Origin of the sequence: Streptomyces sp. BR123 (assembly GCF_013401435.1) — a bacterium.
Classification (GTDB): domain Bacteria; phylum Actinomycetota; class Actinomycetes; order Streptomycetales; family Streptomycetaceae; genus Streptomyces.
Genome location: NZ_JACBGN010000129.1, coordinates 1 through 19,401, shown reverse-complemented (window position 1 = coordinate 19,401; position 19,401 = coordinate 1). Strand labels below are relative to the sequence as shown.

General features: G+C 75.0%; 16 protein-coding genes and 1 pseudogene. 12 read left to right on the top strand and 5 right to left on the bottom strand.

From position 1 onward, the window contains the following. The first annotated feature begins 40 nt into the window (after positions 1 to 40). The 6 genes from HYE82_RS20295 (at position 41) to HYE82_RS20270 (ending at position 12,265) form a co-directional block, all read left to right on the top strand. Positions 41 to 3,697: an SDR family oxidoreductase gene (locus HYE82_RS20295; RefSeq protein ID WP_309144385.1), complete on the top strand. Its 3,657-nt coding sequence runs from the start codon at positions 41 to 43 to the stop codon at positions 3,695 to 3,697. Between the two features lie 82 nt (positions 3,698 to 3,779). Further along, positions 3,780 to 8,732: a type I polyketide synthase gene (locus HYE82_RS20290; protein WP_179175534.1), complete on the top strand. Its 4,953-nt coding sequence runs from the start codon at positions 3,780 to 3,782 to the stop codon at positions 8,730 to 8,732. Positions 8,733 to 8,749: 17 nt separating this feature from the next. Continuing rightward, a complete protein-coding gene (locus tag HYE82_RS20285; protein ID WP_179175533.1) occupies positions 8,750 to 9,058 on the top strand; it encodes an acyl carrier protein in 309 nt (102 codons plus the stop codon). Continuing rightward, positions 9,055 to 9,900 carry an alpha/beta fold hydrolase gene (locus HYE82_RS20280; protein ID WP_179175531.1) on the top strand — a complete coding sequence of 282 codons (846 nt, stop codon included), beginning with the start codon at positions 9,055 to 9,057 and terminating at the stop codon, positions 9,898 to 9,900. Before HYE82_RS20285 ends, HYE82_RS20280 begins: the two co-directional genes overlap by 4 nt. Continuing rightward, positions 9,897 to 11,123, top strand: coding sequence for a glycosyltransferase (locus HYE82_RS20275; protein ID WP_179175530.1), 1,227 nt, complete (start codon positions 9,897 to 9,899; stop codon positions 11,121 to 11,123). Before HYE82_RS20280 ends, HYE82_RS20275 begins: the two co-directional genes overlap by 4 nt. Positions 11,124 to 11,218: 95 nt before the next feature. After that, positions 11,219 to 12,265 carry a class I SAM-dependent methyltransferase gene (locus HYE82_RS20270; RefSeq protein WP_309144386.1) on the top strand — a complete coding sequence of 349 codons (1,047 nt, stop codon included), beginning with the start codon at positions 11,219 to 11,221 and terminating at the stop codon, positions 12,263 to 12,265. 4 nt (positions 12,266 to 12,269) lie between these two features. Here HYE82_RS20270 and HYE82_RS20265 read toward each other — a convergent pair whose 3' ends face one another. Further along, entirely contained in the window at positions 12,270 to 13,118 is an 849-nt protein-coding gene (locus HYE82_RS20265; RefSeq protein ID WP_179175528.1) for an alpha/beta fold hydrolase, read from the bottom strand. Between the two features lie 286 nt (positions 13,119 to 13,404). Here HYE82_RS20265 and HYE82_RS20260 point away from each other — a divergent pair, with 286 nt between their 5' ends. Further along, positions 13,405 to 14,424: a hypothetical protein gene (locus HYE82_RS20260; protein ID WP_179175527.1), complete on the top strand. Its 1,020-nt coding sequence runs from the start codon at positions 13,405 to 13,407 to the stop codon at positions 14,422 to 14,424. Beyond that, positions 14,421 to 15,551 (top strand): alpha/beta fold hydrolase, encoded by a 1,131-nt coding sequence (locus HYE82_RS20255; RefSeq protein WP_179175526.1) that lies wholly within the window; start codon positions 14,421 to 14,423, stop codon positions 15,549 to 15,551. The genes HYE82_RS20260 and HYE82_RS20255 overlap by 4 nt, the downstream gene beginning before the upstream one ends. A gap of 17 nt (positions 15,552 to 15,568) precedes the next feature. Here the strand turns inward: HYE82_RS20255 and HYE82_RS20250 are convergent, their stop codons facing one another. Then, positions 15,569 to 16,105, bottom strand: coding sequence for a hypothetical protein (locus tag HYE82_RS20250; protein WP_179175525.1), 537 nt, complete (start codon positions 16,103 to 16,105; stop codon positions 15,569 to 15,571). Positions 16,106 to 16,273: 168 nt separating this feature from the next. Here HYE82_RS20250 and HYE82_RS38280 point away from each other — a divergent pair, with 168 nt between their 5' ends. Further along, positions 16,274 to 16,735 (top strand): hypothetical protein, encoded by a 462-nt coding sequence (locus HYE82_RS38280; protein ID WP_179175524.1) that lies wholly within the window; start codon positions 16,274 to 16,276, stop codon positions 16,733 to 16,735. Then, entirely contained in the window at positions 16,732 to 17,448 is a 717-nt protein-coding gene (locus HYE82_RS38275) for an RICIN domain-containing protein (protein ID WP_179175523.1), read from the top strand. Before HYE82_RS38280 ends, HYE82_RS38275 begins: the two co-directional genes overlap by 4 nt. An 85-nt stretch (positions 17,449 to 17,533) precedes the next feature. Here HYE82_RS38275 and HYE82_RS20235 read toward each other — a convergent pair whose 3' ends face one another. Beyond that, positions 17,534 to 17,920: a pentapeptide repeat-containing protein gene (locus HYE82_RS20235; protein WP_179175522.1), complete on the bottom strand. Its 387-nt coding sequence runs from the start codon at positions 17,918 to 17,920 to the stop codon at positions 17,534 to 17,536. Positions 17,921 to 18,074: 154 nt separating this feature from the next. After that, positions 18,075 to 18,530, bottom strand: a complete 456-nt coding sequence (locus tag HYE82_RS20230; protein WP_179175521.1) for a hypothetical protein — start codon at positions 18,528 to 18,530, stop codon at positions 18,075 to 18,077. A 231-nt stretch (positions 18,531 to 18,761) separates the two neighbouring features. Here HYE82_RS20230 and HYE82_RS38270 point away from each other — a divergent pair, with 231 nt between their 5' ends. Beyond that, on the top strand, positions 18,762 to 18,887 hold the full coding sequence (locus HYE82_RS38270; RefSeq protein WP_256987462.1) for a hypothetical protein: 126 nt from the start codon (positions 18,762 to 18,764) through the stop codon (positions 18,885 to 18,887). A 54-nt stretch (positions 18,888 to 18,941) separates the two neighbouring features. On the opposite strand, the gene HYE82_RS20225 is transcribed toward HYE82_RS38270, so the two are convergent. Further along, positions 18,942 to 19,109: a hypothetical protein gene (locus HYE82_RS20225; protein WP_179175520.1), complete on the bottom strand. Its 168-nt coding sequence runs from the start codon at positions 19,107 to 19,109 to the stop codon at positions 18,942 to 18,944. 30 nt (positions 19,110 to 19,139) lie between these two features. Between HYE82_RS20225 and HYE82_RS37310 the strand changes: the two are divergent. Then, positions 19,140 to 19,401: pseudogene (locus HYE82_RS37310) on the top strand (hypothetical protein); the annotation flags it as partial.

The following is a 19,401-nucleotide window of genomic DNA, read 5'->3' as shown; positions in this document are numbered from 1 at the left end:
GGGCCCGGGTGCGGACGCGGGTGCGGCTGCGGGTGCGGCTGTGGGTGCGGCTGTGGGTGCGGGGGTCGCCGCACGTGCGGGAGGCAGGGTGTACCGGGCGGCCGGCGGACGCGAGGGGGGCGGGCGTACGGTCTTCCTCTTCCCCGGGCAGGGCAGTCAGCGGCCCGGGATGTCCGCCCACCTCTTCACCGCCTTCCCCGACCTCGGCCGGCTCCTCGTCGCCGGCACGGACACGGACGGCCGGGCCGTCGCGGCGCTGTACCCGCCGGCCGTCTTCGACGACGCCGCCCTGGAGGAGACGCGGCGGGCGCTCACCGACACGCGGGCCGCGCAGCCGGCTCTGGGCATGGTGGAGCTGGCGGCGTACGAACTGCTCACCCGGTGCGGGATCCGGCCCGACATGGCGGCCGGCCACAGCTACGGCGAGCTGGTCGCCCTGTGCGCCGCGGGTGTCATCGACGCCGGGTCGCTGCCGCGGCTGAGTGCCGCCCGTGCCGCGGCGATTCTGGACGCCGCCGGTGACGACCCCGGCGCCATGGCAGCGGTGGCCGCCACCCCGGAGGACATCGGTCGGGTGCTGGGCGGCCCACCGCTGCCGGACGGGCTGGTCGTCGCCAACCACAATGCGCCGCGGCAGAGCGTCCTGTCGGGGCCGACCCGCGCGGTCGAGGCGGCGGTGCGCGGGCTGCGGACGGCCGGGACGGCGGTGAAGCGGCTGCCGGTGGCTTGCGCCTTCCACAGTCCGGTCGTGGCCGCGGCCGGTCCGGCCTTCGGCCGGGTCCTGGAGGAAGTACCGCTTCGAGAGCCGGAGTTCGAGGTGTGGGCAAATCGCACCGCCCTCCCCTACGGGGCCGGATCCGAGGCGGTGCGCGAGGAACTCGCCGCGCAGATCGGGGCTCCGGTGCGGTTCGCGGCGCAGATCGAGGCGATGTACGGCGCCGGGGCCCGGACCTTCGTCGAGGTGGGGCCGGGACGGGTGCTGACCCGGCTCGTCGCGGACGTCCTGGGTGACCGGCCGCACCGGACCGTCGCGCTGGAACCGCGCGTCGACAGCGGTCTGGCGGGCTTCCTCGACGCACTCGCCCGGCTGGCGGCCGCCGGACTGCCGGTGGTCAACGACTGGATGTTCCGGGGACGGGACGCCGTCGGCATCGACCGGGCCGCCGCCCCGCGCGCCCCCGGCTGGACCGTGGACGGACACCTCGTCCGTACCGCGTCCGGCGAGCCGCTTCCCGGCGCCCTCGCGCCGGCCCGACGAGTCGTGGAGGCACCCGTGACGACGAACCCCGGTGAGGCGGCGTCCGGCGCGGCGGACGCGCTGATCGCCGAGTTCCTGCGCAGCAGCCGGGAGATGATCGCCGCTCAGCGCGACGTGCTGCTGGCGTACCTCGGCGGTGTCCCGGACGGGACGGTAGCCGACGCTGCCGTACCGGCGCCGGCGTCGGCGCCGCTGCCGGAGTACGGGCCCGGGTGGACGGTCGGCGCCGGCGCGCCCGGCCTCGCTGCGCCGGCCGTCCACGGGGCGCCCGCGGCGGGCGTGCATCCGGAGCACGGGCTGCCGGACGGTGCGGCGCCCGTCCCTGGAGGGGGTGGTGCGGCGCCGGATGCCTCCGCGCCCGCGCCCCAGTCCGCGGAGTTCACCGAGGAAACGATTCTTCGGGCGGTCCTGGAGCTGATCAGCGAACGTACGGGGTACCCCCTCGACATGGTCGAGCCGGGACTCGATCTGGAAGCCGACCTGAGCGTGGACTCGATCAAGCGTGCCGAGATCGCGGGCGAACTCGCGCGTCGTCTCGGCGGCTCGGGCGGCGGCCCCGTCCCGGCGGCACTGGACGACGCGGAGCTGGAGGAGCTGACGCGGGCGCGGACGGCGGCAGCGATCGCCCGGTGGCTCGCGGACCGCGCGCCGGCCTCCGGCGCGGCCGCGGGACCGCCGGTCCCGGCCGAGCTGCCGGTCGCAGCCGGGGCCTTCGGCGCGGCACAGGGCGACGTCCCGCCGACGTACGGCCCGGTCCTCCCCCTCGCCGACGGCGCGGAGCCCGGCCCGAGCGCGTACCCGGACCCCGGAACGGAGGAGCTCGCGGCCCGCTCGGGCGCTGCCGGCGATCCCGGTGCCGGGACCGCCGGCGACGCCGCCGGCGCCGCCGCCCGGAGGCCGCCCGCCATGGCGGCGGGGGCCGACGGCCCGGCGGAGCCTGTCGTGGCCGCTCCCCGGAGGTACCGGGTGGTGCGGGCGCGGCTGGCGAGCACGGCCGGGGCGGCGGCGGACCTCGCCGGTACCCGGTGGGTGCTGCTCGGAGACGGCGCCGGGTCCTGGCGCGGGACCGCCGGCGAACTGGGGCAGCTGCTGGCCGCGCACGGCGCGCAGGCGGTGTCGGCGGCGCCTGCGGGGACGGATCCGGCGGCGTCGTCGGGCGGGCCCCTGGACGGTGTCGTCGTACTGAGCGCGCTGGGCGAGAGCGGTCCGCCGTTCCTGCCGGCCGGCTTCCCCGCCGTACGGGCCGCCCTGCGCGGTGCCCCGCGGCGCCTGCTGGTCGTCCGGGAGGCGGGGTACGGGGTGCGGGCGGCCGGGACGGACGGGCTGGTGCGGTCCGCTGCCCGCGAGTACCCCGGCGTGGCGGTGCGCTGCGTGGCGCTCGATCCAGGTGGGCCGGGCGGGCCGGCGGGGGCCGCGGAGGCGCTGTTCGAGGAACTGCTCGCGGGCGGCAGCGAGCCCGTGGTCGAGCGCACGCCCGCCGGACGGTTCGCGCCGGTGCTCACCGAGGCGCCCCTCGGCCCGCTCGCCGGAACCGGTGCGGGACCGGCCGGGGAGGGTGCCGCCGAGGCGGAGGCGCTGGGGCTGGACCGCGACAGCGTCGTGGTCGTCGTCGGCGGAGCCCGCGGGATCACCGCGCGGTGCGTGGCCGTGCTGGCGGCCGCCGCCCGCTGCCGGATCGAGCTCCTCGGCCGCACCCCGGTGCCTGCCGGGCCAGAGGACCCGGTGACCGCCGCCGCACCCGACCGCGCCGCGCTGCGGGGCCTGCTCGCCCGTACCGGCCGCTACGCCTCGCCCGCCGCCGTCGACAGCGCCGCCGATCTGATCCTGGCCCAGCGCGAGGTCACCGCGACGCTGGACACCGTGCGGGCCGCGGGCGGCCGGGCCCGGTACCGCAGCGTCGACTGCCGGGATGCGGCCGCCGTACTCCAGGCGCTCAAGGAGATCCACTCCGAGCACGGCCGTGTCGACGGGGTGATCCACGCCGCCGGAGTCATCGAGGACCAGCTGATCGAGGACAAGTCGGAGGCGTCCTTCCGCCGCGTCCACGGCACCAAGGCGGAGGGCGCGCTCGCGCTGCTCGCGGCGGTCGAGGAGCTGCCGCAGGCCGAACACCTGTCGTTCGTCGTGCTGTTCGGCAGCATCGCGGCCGTTCTCGGCAACCGCGGCCAGGCCGACTACGCGGCGGCCAACGACGCGCTGGAGGCGTACGGCGCCGCCTGGGCCGCCCGCACCGGGCGGCGCGCGCTGACCCTGCACTGGGGGCCGTGGGCCCCCTCCGAGGACCACACCGGCATGGTCGGCCCGGAGCTGGCCCGGAACTACGCCCGGCGCGGGGTCCGGCTGATCGATCCGGAGGAGGGGGCCTTGGCCCTGCTGCGGGAGCTGGCCTGGGGCGACCCGGCGGAGCGGGCCGTCGTCCTCACCGCCTCGGAGCGGTGACGTGACACGCCCTCGGTACGGCTCGGACGCGGGCGCGGTCACCGCCGTCCCGGCCGTACCCTCCGCCTCGTCCGTCCCTGCCGTGCCCGTCGCCATCACCGGCATGGCCGTGCTGCTGCCGGGCGCACCCGACCTGGCCGCGTACTGGGACAACCTGCGCGCCGGTGTGGACGTCATCGGCGAGGTCCCGCCCGGGCGCTGGGACGCCGCCTACTACCGCCCGGGCAGTGCACCGGAGCCGGCGGTGGCCGACCGGGTGTACTGCGGGCGCGGCGGGTTCGTGGACGCCGTCGCGGAGGTGGACGTCACCCGCTGGGGCGTCATGCCGTCCTCCGTGCCCGGCACAGAACCGGACCAGCTGATCGCGCTGCACGTGGCGGCGAACGCGCTGGCCGACGCCGGGGGCACCGCCCGGCTGCCCGACCGCGACCGCATCGGGATCGTCCTGGGGCGCGGCGGCTACCTCACGCCGGGCCTGGTCCGCCTCGACCAGCGCGTCCGCACCGCCGGCCAGCTGGTGCGCACCCTCGGCGAGCTGCTGCCGGGCCTGGATGCGGGGCAACTGGAGCGCGTGCGGGCGGCGTTCACCGAACGGCTGGGTCCCGACCGGCCGGAGGACGCCATCGGGCTGGTGCCCAACCTCGCCGCCTCCCGGGTCGCCAACCGCCTGGACCTGCGGGGGCCCGCCTACACGGTCGACGCCGCGTGCGCGTCGTCGCTGCTGGCCGTGGACCAGGCGGTCGCCGCGCTGGCCGCCGGCCGGTGCGACCTGATGCTGGCCGGAGGCGTGCACCACTGCCACGACATCACGCTGTGGAGCGTCTTCTCGCAGCTGCGGGCCCTCTCGCCCAGCGAGCGGATCCGCCCCTTCCACCGGGGTGCCGACGGTCTCCTCATCGGTGAGGGAACCGGTGTGGTGGTGCTCAAGCGCCTCTTCGACGCGGAGCGCGACGGCGACCGGGTCTACGCCGTGATCCGCGGGACCGGGGTCAGCAGCGACGGCCGTACCTCCGGCCTGGTGAACCCTGATCCGGCCGGGCAGGTGCGGGCGGTGCGGGCGGCCTGGCGGGCCGCCGGCCTGGACCCGGCGGCGCCCGGCTCCCTGGGGCTGCTGGAGGCGCACGGCACGGCGACGCCGGCCGGGGACGCCGCCGAACTGGCGACCGTACGCGAGGTCTTCGGCCCGGCGGAACCCGGGCGCCCCTCGGCGCACCGGCCCGTGATCGGGTCGGTGAAGTCGATGATCGGGCACGCCATGCCCGCCGCGGGCGTCGCCGGGCTCGTCAAGGCGGCGCTCGCCGTCCACCACGGCGTGCTGCTGCCCACCCTGCACTGTGAGGACCCGCATCCGGCGCTGGCCGGAACCCGTTTCCGTCCGCTCGCGCAGGCGGCCCCCTGGGAGCCGGGGCCGGACGGTGGGCCGCGCCGGGCGGCGGTCAACGCGTTCGGGTTCGGCGGGATCAACGCACACGTCGTCCTCGAACAGGCCCCGCACGGCGCGGACACCGCACCGGCCGCCTTCCCCGCCCCGCCCGCGCCGCGGGAGCGGGCCGTGGTCGACGAGCCGGAGCGCGTCCTCCTCCTGGCCGCCGCGACGCCCGAAGCCCTCGTCGGCCTTCTCGACGAGCGCGGGGCGTGGGGGCCGGCGGGCGGGGCCCCGGGTGCCGGGCCGGAGACCGGGCCGGCACGGCTGGGGATCGTCGGCCCCACCCCCGAGCGGCTCGCCCTGGCCCGGCGGGCCGTTGCCAAGGGCGGGCCGTGGCACGGGCGCGGCGACGTGTGGTTCCGGCCGCGCCCGCTGCTCGGCGCCGGCGCACCCGAGGCCGGCGGGACGGTCTTCCTCTTCCCCGGGCTGGAGGCCGATTTCGCACCCCGGGTCGAAGACGTCGCCGACCGGTTCGGCCTGCCCCGGCCCCCGGCCGCACCCGGCGGGACCCCGGCCGGCCGGCCGCCTGAACAGGGCGGGCAGGTCGGGGCAGGCCTGCTGGGCCGGCAGGGGCTCGGCGTCGTCGCGGTCGGCCGCCTGCTGGACGCCGCGCTGCGCCGCATCGGCGTCGTCCCCGACGCGGTCGCCGGGCACAGCGTCGGCGAATGGACGGCGATGGTCGCGGGCGGCCTGTACGAGGAGGAGGCGGTGGACGCGCTCATGGCCGCCCTGGACCCGGAAACGGTCAGGGCCGCCGACCTGGCGTACGCGGCCGTCGGCGCACACGCCGACCGGGTGGCCGGGCTGCTGGCCGCCGGAGACCACCCGGGCGTGGTCGTCTCGCACGACAACGCGCCCGGCCAGTGCATGGTGTGCGGACCGCCTGCGGCGGTGGAGCGGTTCGCCGCCGCGCTGCGCGCCCAGGGAGTGCTGGTGCGCACGCTGCCGTTCCGCTCCGGCTTCCACACCCCGATGCTCGCGCCCTGTATCGGCCCGTTCCGGGAGGCTGCCGAACGCCTGCCGCTGCGCGCCCCGCACACCCCCGTCTGGTCCGGAACCACGGGGGCGCCGTTCCCGGCCGACGAGGCGGGGATCCGGGAGCTGTTCGTACGCCACCTCCTCGAACCGGTCCGCTTCCGCATGCTGACCGGGGCTCTGTACGAGGCGGGCTTCCGCGTCTTCGTCCAAGCGGGGCCGGGACAGCTGGGCTCCCTGGTCGGGGACACGCTGACCGGGCGGGACCACCTGGTGGTGGCCGCCAACTCCCCCCGGCGCGGGGGGTTGGACCAGCTCCGGCGGGTGGCGACAGCGCTGTGGACGGCGGGCGCCCGCACCGGCCCGCAGGCGGTGGACGCGCCGGCCGCGTCCGGGCCCGCCGTGCGGCCCGGCTCGGACGGCCCCCGGCTCGGACGTCCGGTCCGTCTGGACCTGGGAGGCGCGCTGGTGAGCCTGCCGCCGTCGGCCCGGCCGGCGCTGACCCCGTGGCCCTCCCCCGCTGTTGCACCCGCCGCGCGGTACGCCGCGCCTGAGACCGCGCTCCCGGCAGTCGGCGCCCCTTCCGCCGGACAGGCCGGGCGAGGGCCTGCGCCGACGGCTGCTGCCGGTTCCGTGGCGGCGGAGCTGTCGGCTCTGCTGCACGAGACCGCGCAGGCCGCGCAGGCCGCCGCCGCACTGCTCACCTCAGCCCGTCCGGCCGCAACCGTACGCCGTCCTGCACCGGTGCCGGCCGCACGGCCGGGCCGCGGTCCGGTGTCCTCCGCCCCCCGGCGACTTCCGGAAGCACCCCTCTCGGCCGCACCCTCGGCCGGCCCCTCGCCCGCCCCGGCCGCACTGCGATCCGGCGACCGCCACCGTCCCGGCGTCGGGCCCGCCCAACCACCGGGGCCGGGCCCCCGGCCGCCCGCCGACCGTCCGGCGGGCGGGCCGAAGCAGTCGGGCGCCGCCTCCGCCGGTTCCTCGCGTTCCGCCCGGTCCGAGACGGTACGGGTCTCGGTGGACGACATGCCGTACCTGCTGGACCACTGCTTCTTTCCGCAGCGCGCGGACTGGCCGGACGTCGCCGACCGGTGGCCGGTCGTGCCGGCGACGACGATCGTGGCGCACATGATGACGGCGGCGGAGCGTGCCGTACCGGGACAGGTGGCCGTGGCGGTGCACGACGCGCGCTTCGACCGCTGGCTGACGGCAGCCGAGCCGGTGGATGTCGACGTCACCGTCGCCCCGTGCGGGCCGGGGCGGGTGGCGGTGTCCTTCGGACCGCAGGCGCGCGCCGTCGTGGAGCTGGCCGGCCGCCACCCCGCGGCACCGCTGCCGCCCGGACCGCCGGATGCCGCTTCCGAGCGGATGCCCGACCACACCGCCGAGCAGGTCTACCGCGAGCGCTGGATGTTCCACGGCCCGGCCTACCGGGGCATGAGCCGGCTCACCGCCATCGGCGACCGGCACGTGCGCGCCACCCTCACCGCACCGCCTGCGCCGGGGGCGCTGCTGGACAACGTCGGCCAGGTCCTCGGCTACTGGATCATGGCGACCCGTACCGAACGGACCGTGGTCTTCCCGGTGCGGATGCGGCACATGCGCTTCTTCGGCCCGCCCCCGCGGTCCGGCACGCCGGTGGAGTGCCTGGTACGGATCGTCTCCCTCACGGAGACGGTCCTGGAGGCCGACGCGGTGCTCACCGTGGCGGGCAGGGTGTGGGCGGAGCTCACCGGGTGGCAGGACCGCCGCTTCGACAACGATCCGCACACCCGGCCGGTGGAACGCTTCCCCGACCGCAACACGCTCTCGGCGACCATGCCGGGCGGCTGGTCGCTGGTGTTCGAGCGCTGGCCCGACCTGGCCTCCCGCGAGTTGATCATGCGTAACGCGTTGGGCGGCCCCGAGCGTGCCGCCTACGCCGCCCGGCCGCCACGCGGCCGCCGGCAGTGGCTGCTGGGCCGGATCGCCGCGAAGGACGCCGTGCGCCGCCTGCTGTGGGACGCCGGCGAGGGACCCGTCTTCCCCGCCGAACTCCTCGTGGACAACGAGTCCTCCGGGAGGCCCGGGGTCGGCGGGCGGCACGGCCGTACCCTGCCGCCGCTGGAGGTGTCGTTGGCGCACTGCGCCGAGGCGGGCGTCGCACTCGCCCGCCCCGGACGGGGGCGGGGACCGGGACCGGGGATCGACATCGAGGAGATCGCCGTTCCGGCCGAGGCCACCGTGGCAGCGGTGTGCGGACCGCAGGAGCGGGCGCTCCTGACGGCTTGCCAGGCGGACGGCGAGGAGGCACCGGGGGTGTGGTTCACCCGCTTCTGGGCGGCCAAGGAGGCCGTCGCCAAGGCGGAGGGCACCGGCTTCGCGGGCCGTCCCCGGGACATCGCGGTGACAGCCGCGGACCCGGACCGGCTGACGGTCCGGGTCCGCCGGCCGGACACGCCGCGGACCCCCGGTGCACCGGGCGGTCCGGACGTGCCGGAGGTCCCGGCCGCCCGCGTCTACCGGGTGGACTGCGTACGGGCCGCCAATCCGCCCGGACTGCCGGCGCGCGCGTACGTCGTGGCGTGGACGAACGGCCCGGACCCGGAACCGCCGGGTGCGGGCGCCGACCGTGACGAGGGGAGCGAGTCGTGACGACCAGCCGGCCCGGCATGTCCGAGGGCGCCGACGAGGCGCAGGTGCTCGCCGAACTGACCTCCATGATCCGGCAGGTACTGGACGGATACGAGCTGGAGGAGGGGGAGGTCACCATGCGGACCCGCTTCGGAAGCGACCTGGAACTCGAGAGCATCGACCTGGTGGCGCTCGCCGGCCTGCTGGAGGAGCGCTACGGCCGTGCGGTGAACTTCGCCGAGTTCGTGGCCGGCATGGAGCTGGAGGAGATCATCGACCTGGACGTGGGCCGGCTGGTCGAGCACATCTGCCTGTGCCTGGAGGCCCGCGGGGCCGGCCCGCGATGACCGTCCTCGACACCGGCCGGGTCCGGCTGCACGTGCAGCGCCTCGCGCCCGCGGACGGCGGACGGGCGCGGGCCACCGTGGTCCTGGTCCACGGCCTGCTCACCGACAGCCTCGCCAGCTACTACTTCACCGTGGCACCGGGCCTCGCCGCCGCAGGGATCGACGTGGTCATGTACGACCAGCGGGGACACGGCCGCAGCGGGCGCCCCTTCTCCGGATACGGCCTCGACGACGCCACCGACGACCTGGACGCCCTGCTCACCGGACTCGACGTTCCGGGACCGGTGCACCTGGTGGGCAACTCGTACGGCGGGACGGTCGCCTTCGCCTACGCGCGGCGGCGGCCGGAGCGGGTGGCGAGCCTGGTGGTCGTCGAGTCGGAACCCGCCACCGCTGCGTGGGCGGTCAAGCTGGCCGGGTTGCTGGAGCGGGTCCGCCACGAGATGAGCGTCAACGAAAGCGCCGCCCTCGACTGGATCGCCGCCCACCACGGCGGCCACACCGCCCGCCTGGCGAGGTCCGCCGGGCGGCTGGTGCGGGACACGACCATCGCCCGGGACATCCCGACCGGCCCCGTGCTCGACGACGCGCAGATCCGCACCATCCGCTGCCCCGTCCTCGCGCTCTACGGCGCCGACTCCGACCTGGCCGAACAGGCACCCCGGTTGCGGGCGCTGCTGCCGCACTGCACCACCGAACTGGTGCCGGGCCTGCGCCACTCGGTGCTGGTGGAGGCGCCCGGGCTGGTGCGGGACGCGATCCGGGACTGGGTCGGCCGCCACGGGCCGGACCGCTTCCCGGGGAAACCGGTCGCGGCCGGGCCGGAGGTGCGTGCCCGGTGAGCGCCTTCCTGTTCGTCGTGCCGCCGCTGGTCGGGCACGTCAACCCGCTCGTCGGGGTGGTGTCCGCGCTCGCCGCCCGCGGCCACCGGGTGGCCTGGGCGGGCGAACCCGCGCTGATCCGCCGCCTGGCCGGACCGGGCGCGACCGTCCACCCGTGCCCGCCGCAGGAGCCGAACGCGGCGGACGGGCAGGACGGGCCGGACGGGCAGGGCGAAGGCGCGGCCGATGCCGTCCGGCCGCCGGACCTGCGCGGTCCCGAGGCGCTGCGCTTCCTGTGGGAGCGCTTCCTGGTCCCGCTCGCCGAGGCCATGGCGCCGGGGGTGCGGCAGGCGGTCGGCGTCTTCCGGCCGGACGTGGTCGTCGCCGACCAGCAGGCGCTCGCCGGAGCCCTGGTGGCCGAGGAGCTGGGGCTGCCGTGGGCCACGTCGGCGACGACGTCGGCGGAGTTCGCGGACGCGCTCGCCTCGATGCCGCGGGTCGCCGCCTGGAACGACACGCTGCTGAGGGACTTGCGCGCACGGATCGGGCACCCGGACGGCACCGGCGACCCCCGGTTCTCCCCGCACCTCGTCCTCGCCTTCAGCACCCCCGAACTGGCCGGGCCCACCCCGCGCGGCGGCGACCGGGTCCGCTGGGTCGGCCCTTCGCTGGCCGCGCGGCCACGTCCCGCCGCGTTCCCCTGGGACCGGCTCGATCCCGGGCGGGCCCTGGTGCTGGTCACGCTCGGCACCGCGAACGCCGGCGTCGGCCGGCGTTTCCTCACCGAGGCGGCGAGCGCGGTACGGGCACGGGCCGGGAGGGTGCAGGCCGTCGTGGCCGACCCGGAGGGCGTGCTCGGCGAGCAGCCGGGCGACCCGGACGTCATCGCACTGCCCCGTGTCCCGCAGCTCGACCTGCTGGAGCGCGCGGCCGCGGTGGTCTGCCACGCGGGCCACAACACCGTGTGCGAGGCGCTGTGGTACGGGGTGCCGCTGGTCGTGGCGCCCATCCGCGACGACCAGCCGGTGATCGCCGCGCAGGTGGCGGATGCCGGGGTGGGGGTCCGGATCCGCTTCGGGCGGGCCGGTGCCGCCGCGATCGGCGCGGCGCTGGACGCCGTGCTGGGCGAGCCGGACGTCCGGGCGGCGGCTGCGAGGGTCTCCGCCGCCTTCCGTGCGGCAGGAGGCGCGGGTGCCGCGGCAGACCATCTCGAACGGCTGGCAGGGCAGGAGGCCCCCGTATGAGCGCCGCACCCCGCGCAGACGGCCCGCGAGACGCCCGCGGCGCCGGCGCCCCTCCCGCCCGAGGCCGTACGCGGCACGGGGAACGCGCCGCACGGGTGGCCGTGCTGCGCGCCGCCTACCGGCGGGAACTCGCGGAGGGCACCGGTGTCTTCTTCGAGGCCCGGCAGCACCGGTGCCCCTGGTGCGGCTCTGCCCGGCTCGGCGGCCGGCTGCGCACCACCGATCTCCTGCAGCACAAGCCGGGCGAGTTCAGTCTGGACCGCTGCCACGACTGCGGTCACGTCTTCCAGAACCCCCGGCTCAGCGAGCGCGGGCTCGCCTTCTACTACAGGGACTTCTACGACGGCCTGGGCGAGGAACGCCTCGGAGGACTGTTCGCCAGCCGCACCGCGTCCTACCGGGCGCGGGCCGCCTCCGTGCGCCCGCACCTGGCCGGCCGCCCGGCCGAGTGGCTGGACGTGGGGACCGGGCACGGGCACTTCTGCGCGAGCGCCGCGGACGTCCTGCCCGACGTGGTCTTCGACGGCCTCGACCGCTCCGACGGCGCGGAGCTCGCCCGGCAGGCCGGACGGGTTCGCCGAGGGCACCGCGGCTCGTTCACGGAACTGGCGGCGACGCTGCCCGGGGCGTACGACGTGGTGAGCATGTTCCACTACCTGGAGCACTCCACCGACCCGCAGGACGAGCTGGAGGCGGCGCACGCCGTACTGCGGCCGGGCGGACTGCTGGTGATCGACGTACCTGATCCGGAGAGCCGCTGGGCCCGGCTGCTGGGCCGGTGGTGGCTGCCGTGGCTCCAGCCGCAGCACCTGCACCTGATTCCGGTGGCCAACCTGCGCCGACGGCTGGCCGAGACCGGCTTCACGGTGCTGGCGGAGGAGCACGCCGAGGCGCACGACGCCGTGGACCTGGTGTCGGCGGCCTGGCTGGCCCTGGACGCCCTGGCACCGGGTGAGGACCTGCCCTGGCTGCCGGAGCCGCCCGGGGCGGTGCGCCGTGCGGTGCGCGCCGCGACCTTGCTCGCCGGGGTTCCGCTGCTGCTGGCGGCCACGGTGCTGGACCGGACGCTGGCGAGGCCGCTCGCCGGGCGGTTCGGCCTCACCAACGCCTATCGGCTGGTCGCGCGACGCGCGGAAACCTGACCGGTCAGCCGGTGAAGGGGGCGAGGACCGAGGTGAGGCGGTCCTCGTCGATCAGATCGAAGTGATCGACGCCGGTGAGTTCCACGGAAACGGTGTCGGCATCCCCGTGCCGTCCCATCGCCGCGCGCATGGCGGACAGGTGTTCCCCGTAGGAGGCGGAGAGAACCAGTCGCACGTGCTCTGCCACACGGGTCACATTGTGCAGCCGGGCCCCGAATTGGTCGTAGCCGTCGGGCCGCCAGTAGGTGATCATGTCGCGGGACAGCTGCCTCACCTGTCCAAAATCCTTTGGCGCCACTTTCGCCAGGTAATGACAGAGCGACCGGAACCCGTCCTTGTCCGGAGCGAGATTGACCAGTTCCTTGAAAGCAGAAACCGGATCTGTCGGGTCCGCCTCCGCGAACAGCCGGGAAATGGTCATGGTCGATTGGTTGACATTGGGATCGAGGAGCAGGGCGGCACGCACCGTCGGAACCTCGCCCCGGCCTCCGCTCTGCCAGTGCTCCGCCAGCTGCAGGATCAGGTCCGCGCCGAGCGAGAAGCCCAGCAGCACGACCTCCTTGCCCGCGTTCTCCCTGCTGACCTGCTCGACGAAGGAGGCGGCCAGCCGGATGTGCGAGGCCAGGGGGACCGGCGGGATCCCGGCCGATCGGTCCGGTTCATAGCCACGCAGGTTCAGAGCGATGCCATGGGTGTCCGTGTGGCTGAGGTAGCCGAGATAGTCCGTCGCATCGAGGCCCAGACCATGGAAGAAGAACGTGAGCGTGTCGGAGTCCGACTTTCGTTCCAGGTACCTCAATCCGGTCGACGTTCGTCCTTCGGTCACCTGACCGAAAGCCAACGCAGAGGTCATGTGGACCACCCTCTGGCAGATGTGTGCGGCAAGTCGTGAGTGACTCTAGACCAACAGCGCATGGCATGTGCCGGAATGGGTAACACCACCATCCGGCGTCGGAGAAGCGGGGACCCGTCGGCGTTCTGGACACCACCCGGGAATGTCCAGCTTAATTGGGTGGCACTCACACGGCTACCGAACGGGACAAGAATCGAACCGTTGATTCCGGCTCGCAGTCCAGTCAGCCGAACAAGAGGGGGGCGCTTCGGTGATGCACGACGGCAAGGAGCTTCTGGTACGCGCGTTGGGCGATATGCAGCGGCACGAGCAGGGCAACCACGGCTGGTCGGTCGTGCACGAGTCGATGGCACTGCTGGCCGGCTCCGGCTCCGCCGCCGAGCTGGACCGGCTGCTGGACTCCGTGCGCCGCACCCGACCCCGGATGAGCACCTCGCACCTCATCACCCTCATCGGCATCGCCCTGCGCACCGTGGCCGCACAGGACCCGCGGGCCGAGGCGCTCTTCTCGCCCGGACTCCCGCCCGCCGACCGGGCCAGGCTGCTCTCCGGGACACTCGGGGAACACAACGAGCTGATCACGGCCGTGCTCACCGGCCGCTCCAACTCCTTCACGGGGGCCCGCCGGTTCCTCATACCCCAGCTGCTCCTCGGCTCCTGGGCCGCGCACCACGGCATCGACGGGATGCGCCTGCTGGACGTGGGCACGGGGATCGGACTCATGCTGCGCCAGCTGAACCACAAGGCGGTCTTCGACCGGTTCGCCCCCGATCTCGAGTGGAGCCCCTGCCCGCCGCCGTACCGGACGCTCCCGCTGGATGCGCGGCACGGGATCGACGCCCCGCCGCTGCCCACCCTGGAGTGGGTCCGCACCTGCCACGGGCCCTCCGCCTACTACGACGACCGCTTCTCCGAGGTGCTGTGGTCACTGGAGCAGACGGAGTCCGCCGACGGCACCTTCACGATCTCTGCCCTGGACGTGCTCGACCTGCAAGCACTCGCCCGATATCTGCGCACCCATCGGATCAACGTGGTGACCTGCAACTTCGTCCTCTACCAGTACGACGCAGCCACCCGCGGCCAGGTCATCGACACGATCAGGGAAGCCCTGGCCCCACCCGGGCTGCTGCTCGGCATGGAACCGCGTGACGGGCTGCGCCGGATGGGAGCCCGGGTGGAGGCGCACCCGACCGGCAGCGCCGGCCCGCTCCACGTCGCGGACGTCTCCGACGCCCACGTCATCGGGCGGGTCACTGCCGGCCCCGGCTTCACCGAACTCACCGGTCTGGACGGCCCCGGCCGATGAGAGGAATCGACACCACTCGGCTGACCGCCTTCGCCACCCGGTGGAAGGCACCGCTGGCAGTGGCCGGCGGGGCCGTCAGCCTGCTCGTCGGCATCTACAGCGACGAGGCCCGCGCCATGCTCGCGTGGACCTGGAACCACGTGGCCGCCGGCGGAACGCTCGTCGCCGCCGGAGTCGCCGCCGTGTTCTCCACGGCCTGGTGGGCGCGCGGCCGGGTGGAACGGCGCCGGGAGGTCCAACGCGAGGTCACCCTGCAGTCGTTCGAGATCCGTGCCGACGACTTCGACGGCGACCTCCCGTCGGACCAGGCCGTCATCGGCCGCGAACTGCGCTACCTCGAACGGCGTACGTCCTCCTCGCACTTGGTGGTCCTGCTGCACGGTCTCGGCCTGGACGCCGAGGACTTCCGCCCCTACATGAACAGGGCGCGGCAGCACACCGTCGCCATCACCGCGTTCGGGCACAACGCGGACGAGGCCCGGGACAGCCGGTACGGTCCGATCGGGCTGGCCACCCACGCCGATCTGATCAACGGCGCCGTCAACAACCTGTGCCGGCAGTACCCGCACAAGAAGCTGACTCTGGTGGGGTTCTCGGTCGGGGCGGACATGCTGTTCCGGCTGGCCGCACTGTGGACCGCGCACCCGGACCGCAAGCCGAAGGTGACGGCCGCCCTGCTGCTGGACCCCAACATCAACCACTCCACCATGATCATCACGGGGAGCGTGGCGCAGATGAATCCGGACGATCCGCTGGCCGAGCTCAAGCGGATCGCCAACATCCCGCGTTCCCCGGTGGAGTTCCAGAACGTCTGCGAGTACCTCCACAAGATCACCGAGAAGGATCTGCACCAGGTCCAGCGCTATGCCTCCGAGCTGTGGACGGACTGGGAGCCGGAGGGCCGGTACGACCTGTTCTTCCGGCGCTACGACCAGCTCCAGGCCCTGTCCGGAACCGTGAAGATCTTCTTCTCGACGCACTTCGAGCGGCATTTCAACGACGTGGTGGGGCTGGCCCGGCAGCGCGGCGTACGGCGGGTGTTCGACCTGCGCCGGGTGGACCACTTCGAGCTGTGCCGGGAGACGTTCCTGGTCCGCGAGGTGGACGCCCTCACCCGACGACGCTGAGCGGGGATCCCGGGCTCCTACTGGACCGGGCCGGTCAGCGTTTCGATGGGAGGATCCGGCTGGAGCTCCTCCTTGCGGGTGAGGCTCGCCAGCTCCTCCGGCGGTTCGGCGCCGTCCCGGACGGCCGCGACGTAGGCCTTCGCCTCCTGCAGGGTCAGCCGCGGGGCCCGCCTGCGCAGCCGGCCCATGGCCGCCACGGCCCCCGAGGAGTGCACGAGCTCGCGCACGACGGCGGCCAGTGGGTCAGGCCGCCTGGTGCCCTTGACCTGCCAGAGGTACTGGTCCTCCCAGCCCTCGCCGTCCCACCAGACGGCGGGGACGTAGTGGATGCTCCCGTCGTGCCGGTCCACCAGGTAATGGCCGCCGACGAAGCTGCCGGTCGTCCTTCGGGCGCGGGCCTGCTCCGCCGACCGCCAGTGGACGACCCAGCCGACCTCGCGCTCCTCCACGTGGTAGATCTCCGGCGTGGGGGGCCGCCCCGCCCATCGCCACGTCGGCAGCTCTCCGGCCAGGAAGGACTCGACGAGCTCGACGGCATGTTCCTTGACGATCACGGCCTCATCCTCCACCACCGGTCAACCGGTTTTCGGCATGCCGCAGACGCGGTGGCCAAACGAACAGCCCCTGGACTCGGCCGGATCCGGCGCCCGCACGGCTGTCGCGGCTGCACCGGGCGGGGCTACCGTGGCGGCACTGCGCGGGGACGGCGAAGGGGGAACGTCATGCTGGACGAGGCGACGGTCGCGCTGGCGGCGTCGGTGGGCTCGGGCATCGTACAGGCCGCCGGGACGGACGTCTGGGGGGTGTTCCGCAACCGCCTGGCCCGACTGCTCGGCCGCGGGAACCGTCAGCAGGAGACCGCCCAGCGGGAGCGCCTGGACCGGACCGCAGCCGAACTGGCGGCCGCCGTACGGGACGGCGCCGGGCCGGCGGACGGCGCCGCCGGGCAGCCGAGCAGGCACGGCGCGGCCTGGCGCGCCCGAATCGAGGACCTGCTGGAGCAGCTGGAGCCGGACGAGCGGGTCGCGGTCGCGGCGGGGCTCCGCGCGCTGCTCGACGAGGTCGCGCCCGAAAGCGTTCGCCCGGCCGCCGGGGGTGTCGAGGGGAACGTGTTCCTCGGGCCGACGGCGGTCCAGTCCGGGGACGGCAACGTCCAGGTGAACCGCTTCGGCTCCCGCCCGTGACCGGCGCCGAGTCCGGCAAGGGCGAGCGTCCGCGCGGTGGCGGCAGCCGTGGGGACGCCTACCACGGCCCGGCCGGCGTGCAGCGCGGCAGCGGGAACCTCCAGGTCAATTTCCACGAGCACCGCACGGGCATCCTCTCGGCCTGTGCGGTCGCCCTGGTGTGCGTGGCCACGGTGGTCGCCGTCCGGCTCGGCGGCGGGCCGGGCACCGAGGCCACCGCCCCGCCCTCGCACACGGCGACACCCGCACCGGCGCCCGACCGCGACCCTGGCACGGCCGGGGCGGATCCGTCGGTGCTCTCCGGGCGGCTGGTCAACGACGACAGCGGGCTGTGCCTGCGGGTGACCGGTTCCGAGGACGGCCTCGTGCCGGTGCAGGACGAATGCACCGCCGCCGCGGACCGCACCTGGACGCTGGACCGGCAGGACGACGGCGCCACCCGTACGCTGCGGAACGGCCACAGCGCCCGGTGCGTGACCGTGGCGGGTCCGGAAAACCACGCCCCCGCCCGCCAGCTCGCCTGCACCGGGCCGCGCGAAGGGCGGCGCTGGGAACTGCTGTGGGGCACCGGCCGCCGGGCCGGGCACTTCGCGCTGCGCAGCATCGGCAACGGCAAGTGCCTGGTGGTGCAGGGCCGCGCTACGGGCCGGCCCGCAGCGCAGGTGTCCTGCAGCGACGAGTTCGACGATCAGTGGTGGCACCTCACGCCCTGACGGCCGTGAGCCTGCTCCCCGGCTCGGCCCGCAGCACCCTCCCGTACGGGCGGGTTGCCCCGAGCCGAGCCTTCCGTGTCACTCGCTAGTTGCCGATGCCGGCGTTGCCGATACCCGAGTTGCCGATGCCGGCGTTGCCGATGCCCGCGTTGCCGATGCCCGCGTTACCGATGCCGGCGTTGCCGATCCCCCAGTTGCCGATGCCCGCGTTGCCGATGCCCGCGTTGCCGATCCCTGCATTCCCGATGCCCGCGTTGCCGATGCCCGCGTTACCGATGCCGGCGTTGCCGATCCCCCAGTTGCCGATGCCGGCGTTGCCGATGCCCGCGTTGCCGATCCCTGCATTCCCGATGCCGGAGTTTCCGATGCCCGAGTTGCCGATGCCTCCGGCACTGGCCGCTGTGGCCCCGCCGAGACCGAGGGCCGCGGCGGCGCCCAGTACGACGGTGAACCGGAGAAGACGTGCACGCATTGCATACCTCCTGTGTGCGGTGCGTTTGCAGGTCATCACTAGCATTCGGTTCATCGGGGCCCCGGCATATGCGGCGGAGGCGGCCGTGTCGGCACCGGCTGGCGTACACGCGTCCCTCGCACCGGCTCCGCGGCGCAGCGGCCGGGTTCACCGGTCAGCAGCTGATGGTGACCTCGTGGGCAACCGGCCGGGCCGCCCAGGGGAACGAGGCCACGCCGAACGTGCCGCGGACGGTCGAGCCACAGGCGGCGGTGCTCACCAGGCCCCGTACCTCGATCGTCGTGGAGGTGAAGATGACCCGCCTGTCCAGCGTCTCGGGCGAGGTGCCGCCCGCGACCGCGGCGGAAAGCGTCGTGAACAGCTCCTTCGGGGCGGGCGCCGGGCTGCCGGAAGAGGGCGGGCCGGCGAGGCTGACCCGGCCGTAGAACTCGACGGTGTCACCGGTGACGTCTGCGCACAGCCTGGTGGCCAGGCCCGCCTGGAGAGCCGAGTTGCCACAGGAAGTGACGGTCCCGGTGGCGGCGGGAGCGGTCGCGGCGAGGGCCGGGGCGGTCGTGAGGGCGGTCAGACCTGCGACGCCGATCGCGAGGAGGGCTAAGCGGTGGTTCATCGGGATTCTCCTTGTCCGGTGGTGTGCCCAGGGAGTCTGGACAGTGGCGCCATGTGAAATTTCACATGGCGCAAGCCTACGCGATGATCAGCGCACCTGGACCGTGACCGTGCCCCCCGTCCCGACGGACGGGCGGGATCCCTGTACGTCGCCTCCGGGCCGCCGCCTTGGTGCGGACCGGCACCAGTACCCCGTGCACCGTGCCCCCTCGACCCGGCCGCAGACCGCCGCGTGGAGCTGGTCAACGGGTCCGCCGCGAAGCCGCTGACCCCCGCCGTGCGGGGCGGTCCGGCCGAGATCACCCGGGTGGTCCACGCCCCGGACGGCCGTATGATCGAGTCCACGTCGGCCCGGTAGGGGAAGGGCCGCACGCCCCGGCCGTCCCCCGCGGCGGCTTGGCCTCGCTCACGATCAGGGAAGGACGGCGATGAGGGTCGGCATCACCGACATCGCGGTCCGCGCGCAGGTCGGCGAAGCGACCGCCAGCCAGGTCGTCCACCGCAGCGAGTTCGCGGACGGGGTCGCGGTCCCGGTGTTCTCCACCGACGCCTGGTCGCCGCCGAGTTCGCGGTCGAGCACCTGTACCGGCTGGGCCGCCCCAGGATCGGCATGGCTTCCGGGCCGGCGGGAAACCGTACCGCCGACCGGCACGTGCAGGGTTTCCCGGCGGCGAGGGCACGGCGCGGGATCGAGGACGCCGGGCGCCGGGTGATCCGCCGGTCCTCCGCGGTGGAGGGCGGGCATGCCGCCGTCGCACCGCTGCCGGCGGTGGGCCGCAGCGTGCCGGCGCCGGGAGGCAACCGGGACGTACCCACCGGGGAACTGCCCTTCGCACCCGAGCCGGTTGTCCGCGCCTCCACCGCCCCGGCCC

Excerpts from the sequence above, each read along its gene's own strand:
- HYE82_RS20235 (WP_179175522.1), bottom strand. The coding sequence starts at position 17,920 with ATGCGTGCACGTCTTCTCCGGTTCACCGTCGTACTGGGCGCCGCCGCG.
- HYE82_RS20280 (WP_179175531.1), top strand. The coding sequence starts at position 9,055 with ATGACCGTCCTCGACACCGGCCGGGTCCGGCTGCACGTGCAGCGCCTC.
- HYE82_RS20255 (WP_179175526.1), top strand. The coding sequence starts at position 14,421 with ATGAGAGGAATCGACACCACTCGGCTGACCGCCTTCGCCACCCGGTGG.
- HYE82_RS20230 (WP_179175521.1), bottom strand. The coding sequence starts at position 18,530 with ATGAACCACCGCTTAGCCCTCCTCGCGATCGGCGTCGCAGGTCTGACC.
- HYE82_RS38280 (WP_179175524.1), top strand. The coding sequence starts at position 16,274 with ATGCTGGACGAGGCGACGGTCGCGCTGGCGGCGTCGGTGGGCTCGGGC.
- HYE82_RS20285 (WP_179175533.1), top strand. The coding sequence starts at position 8,750 with ATGTCCGAGGGCGCCGACGAGGCGCAGGTGCTCGCCGAACTGACCTCC.
- HYE82_RS20265 (WP_179175528.1), bottom strand. The coding sequence starts at position 13,118 with ATGACCTCTGCGTTGGCTTTCGGTCAGGTGACCGAAGGACGAACGTCG.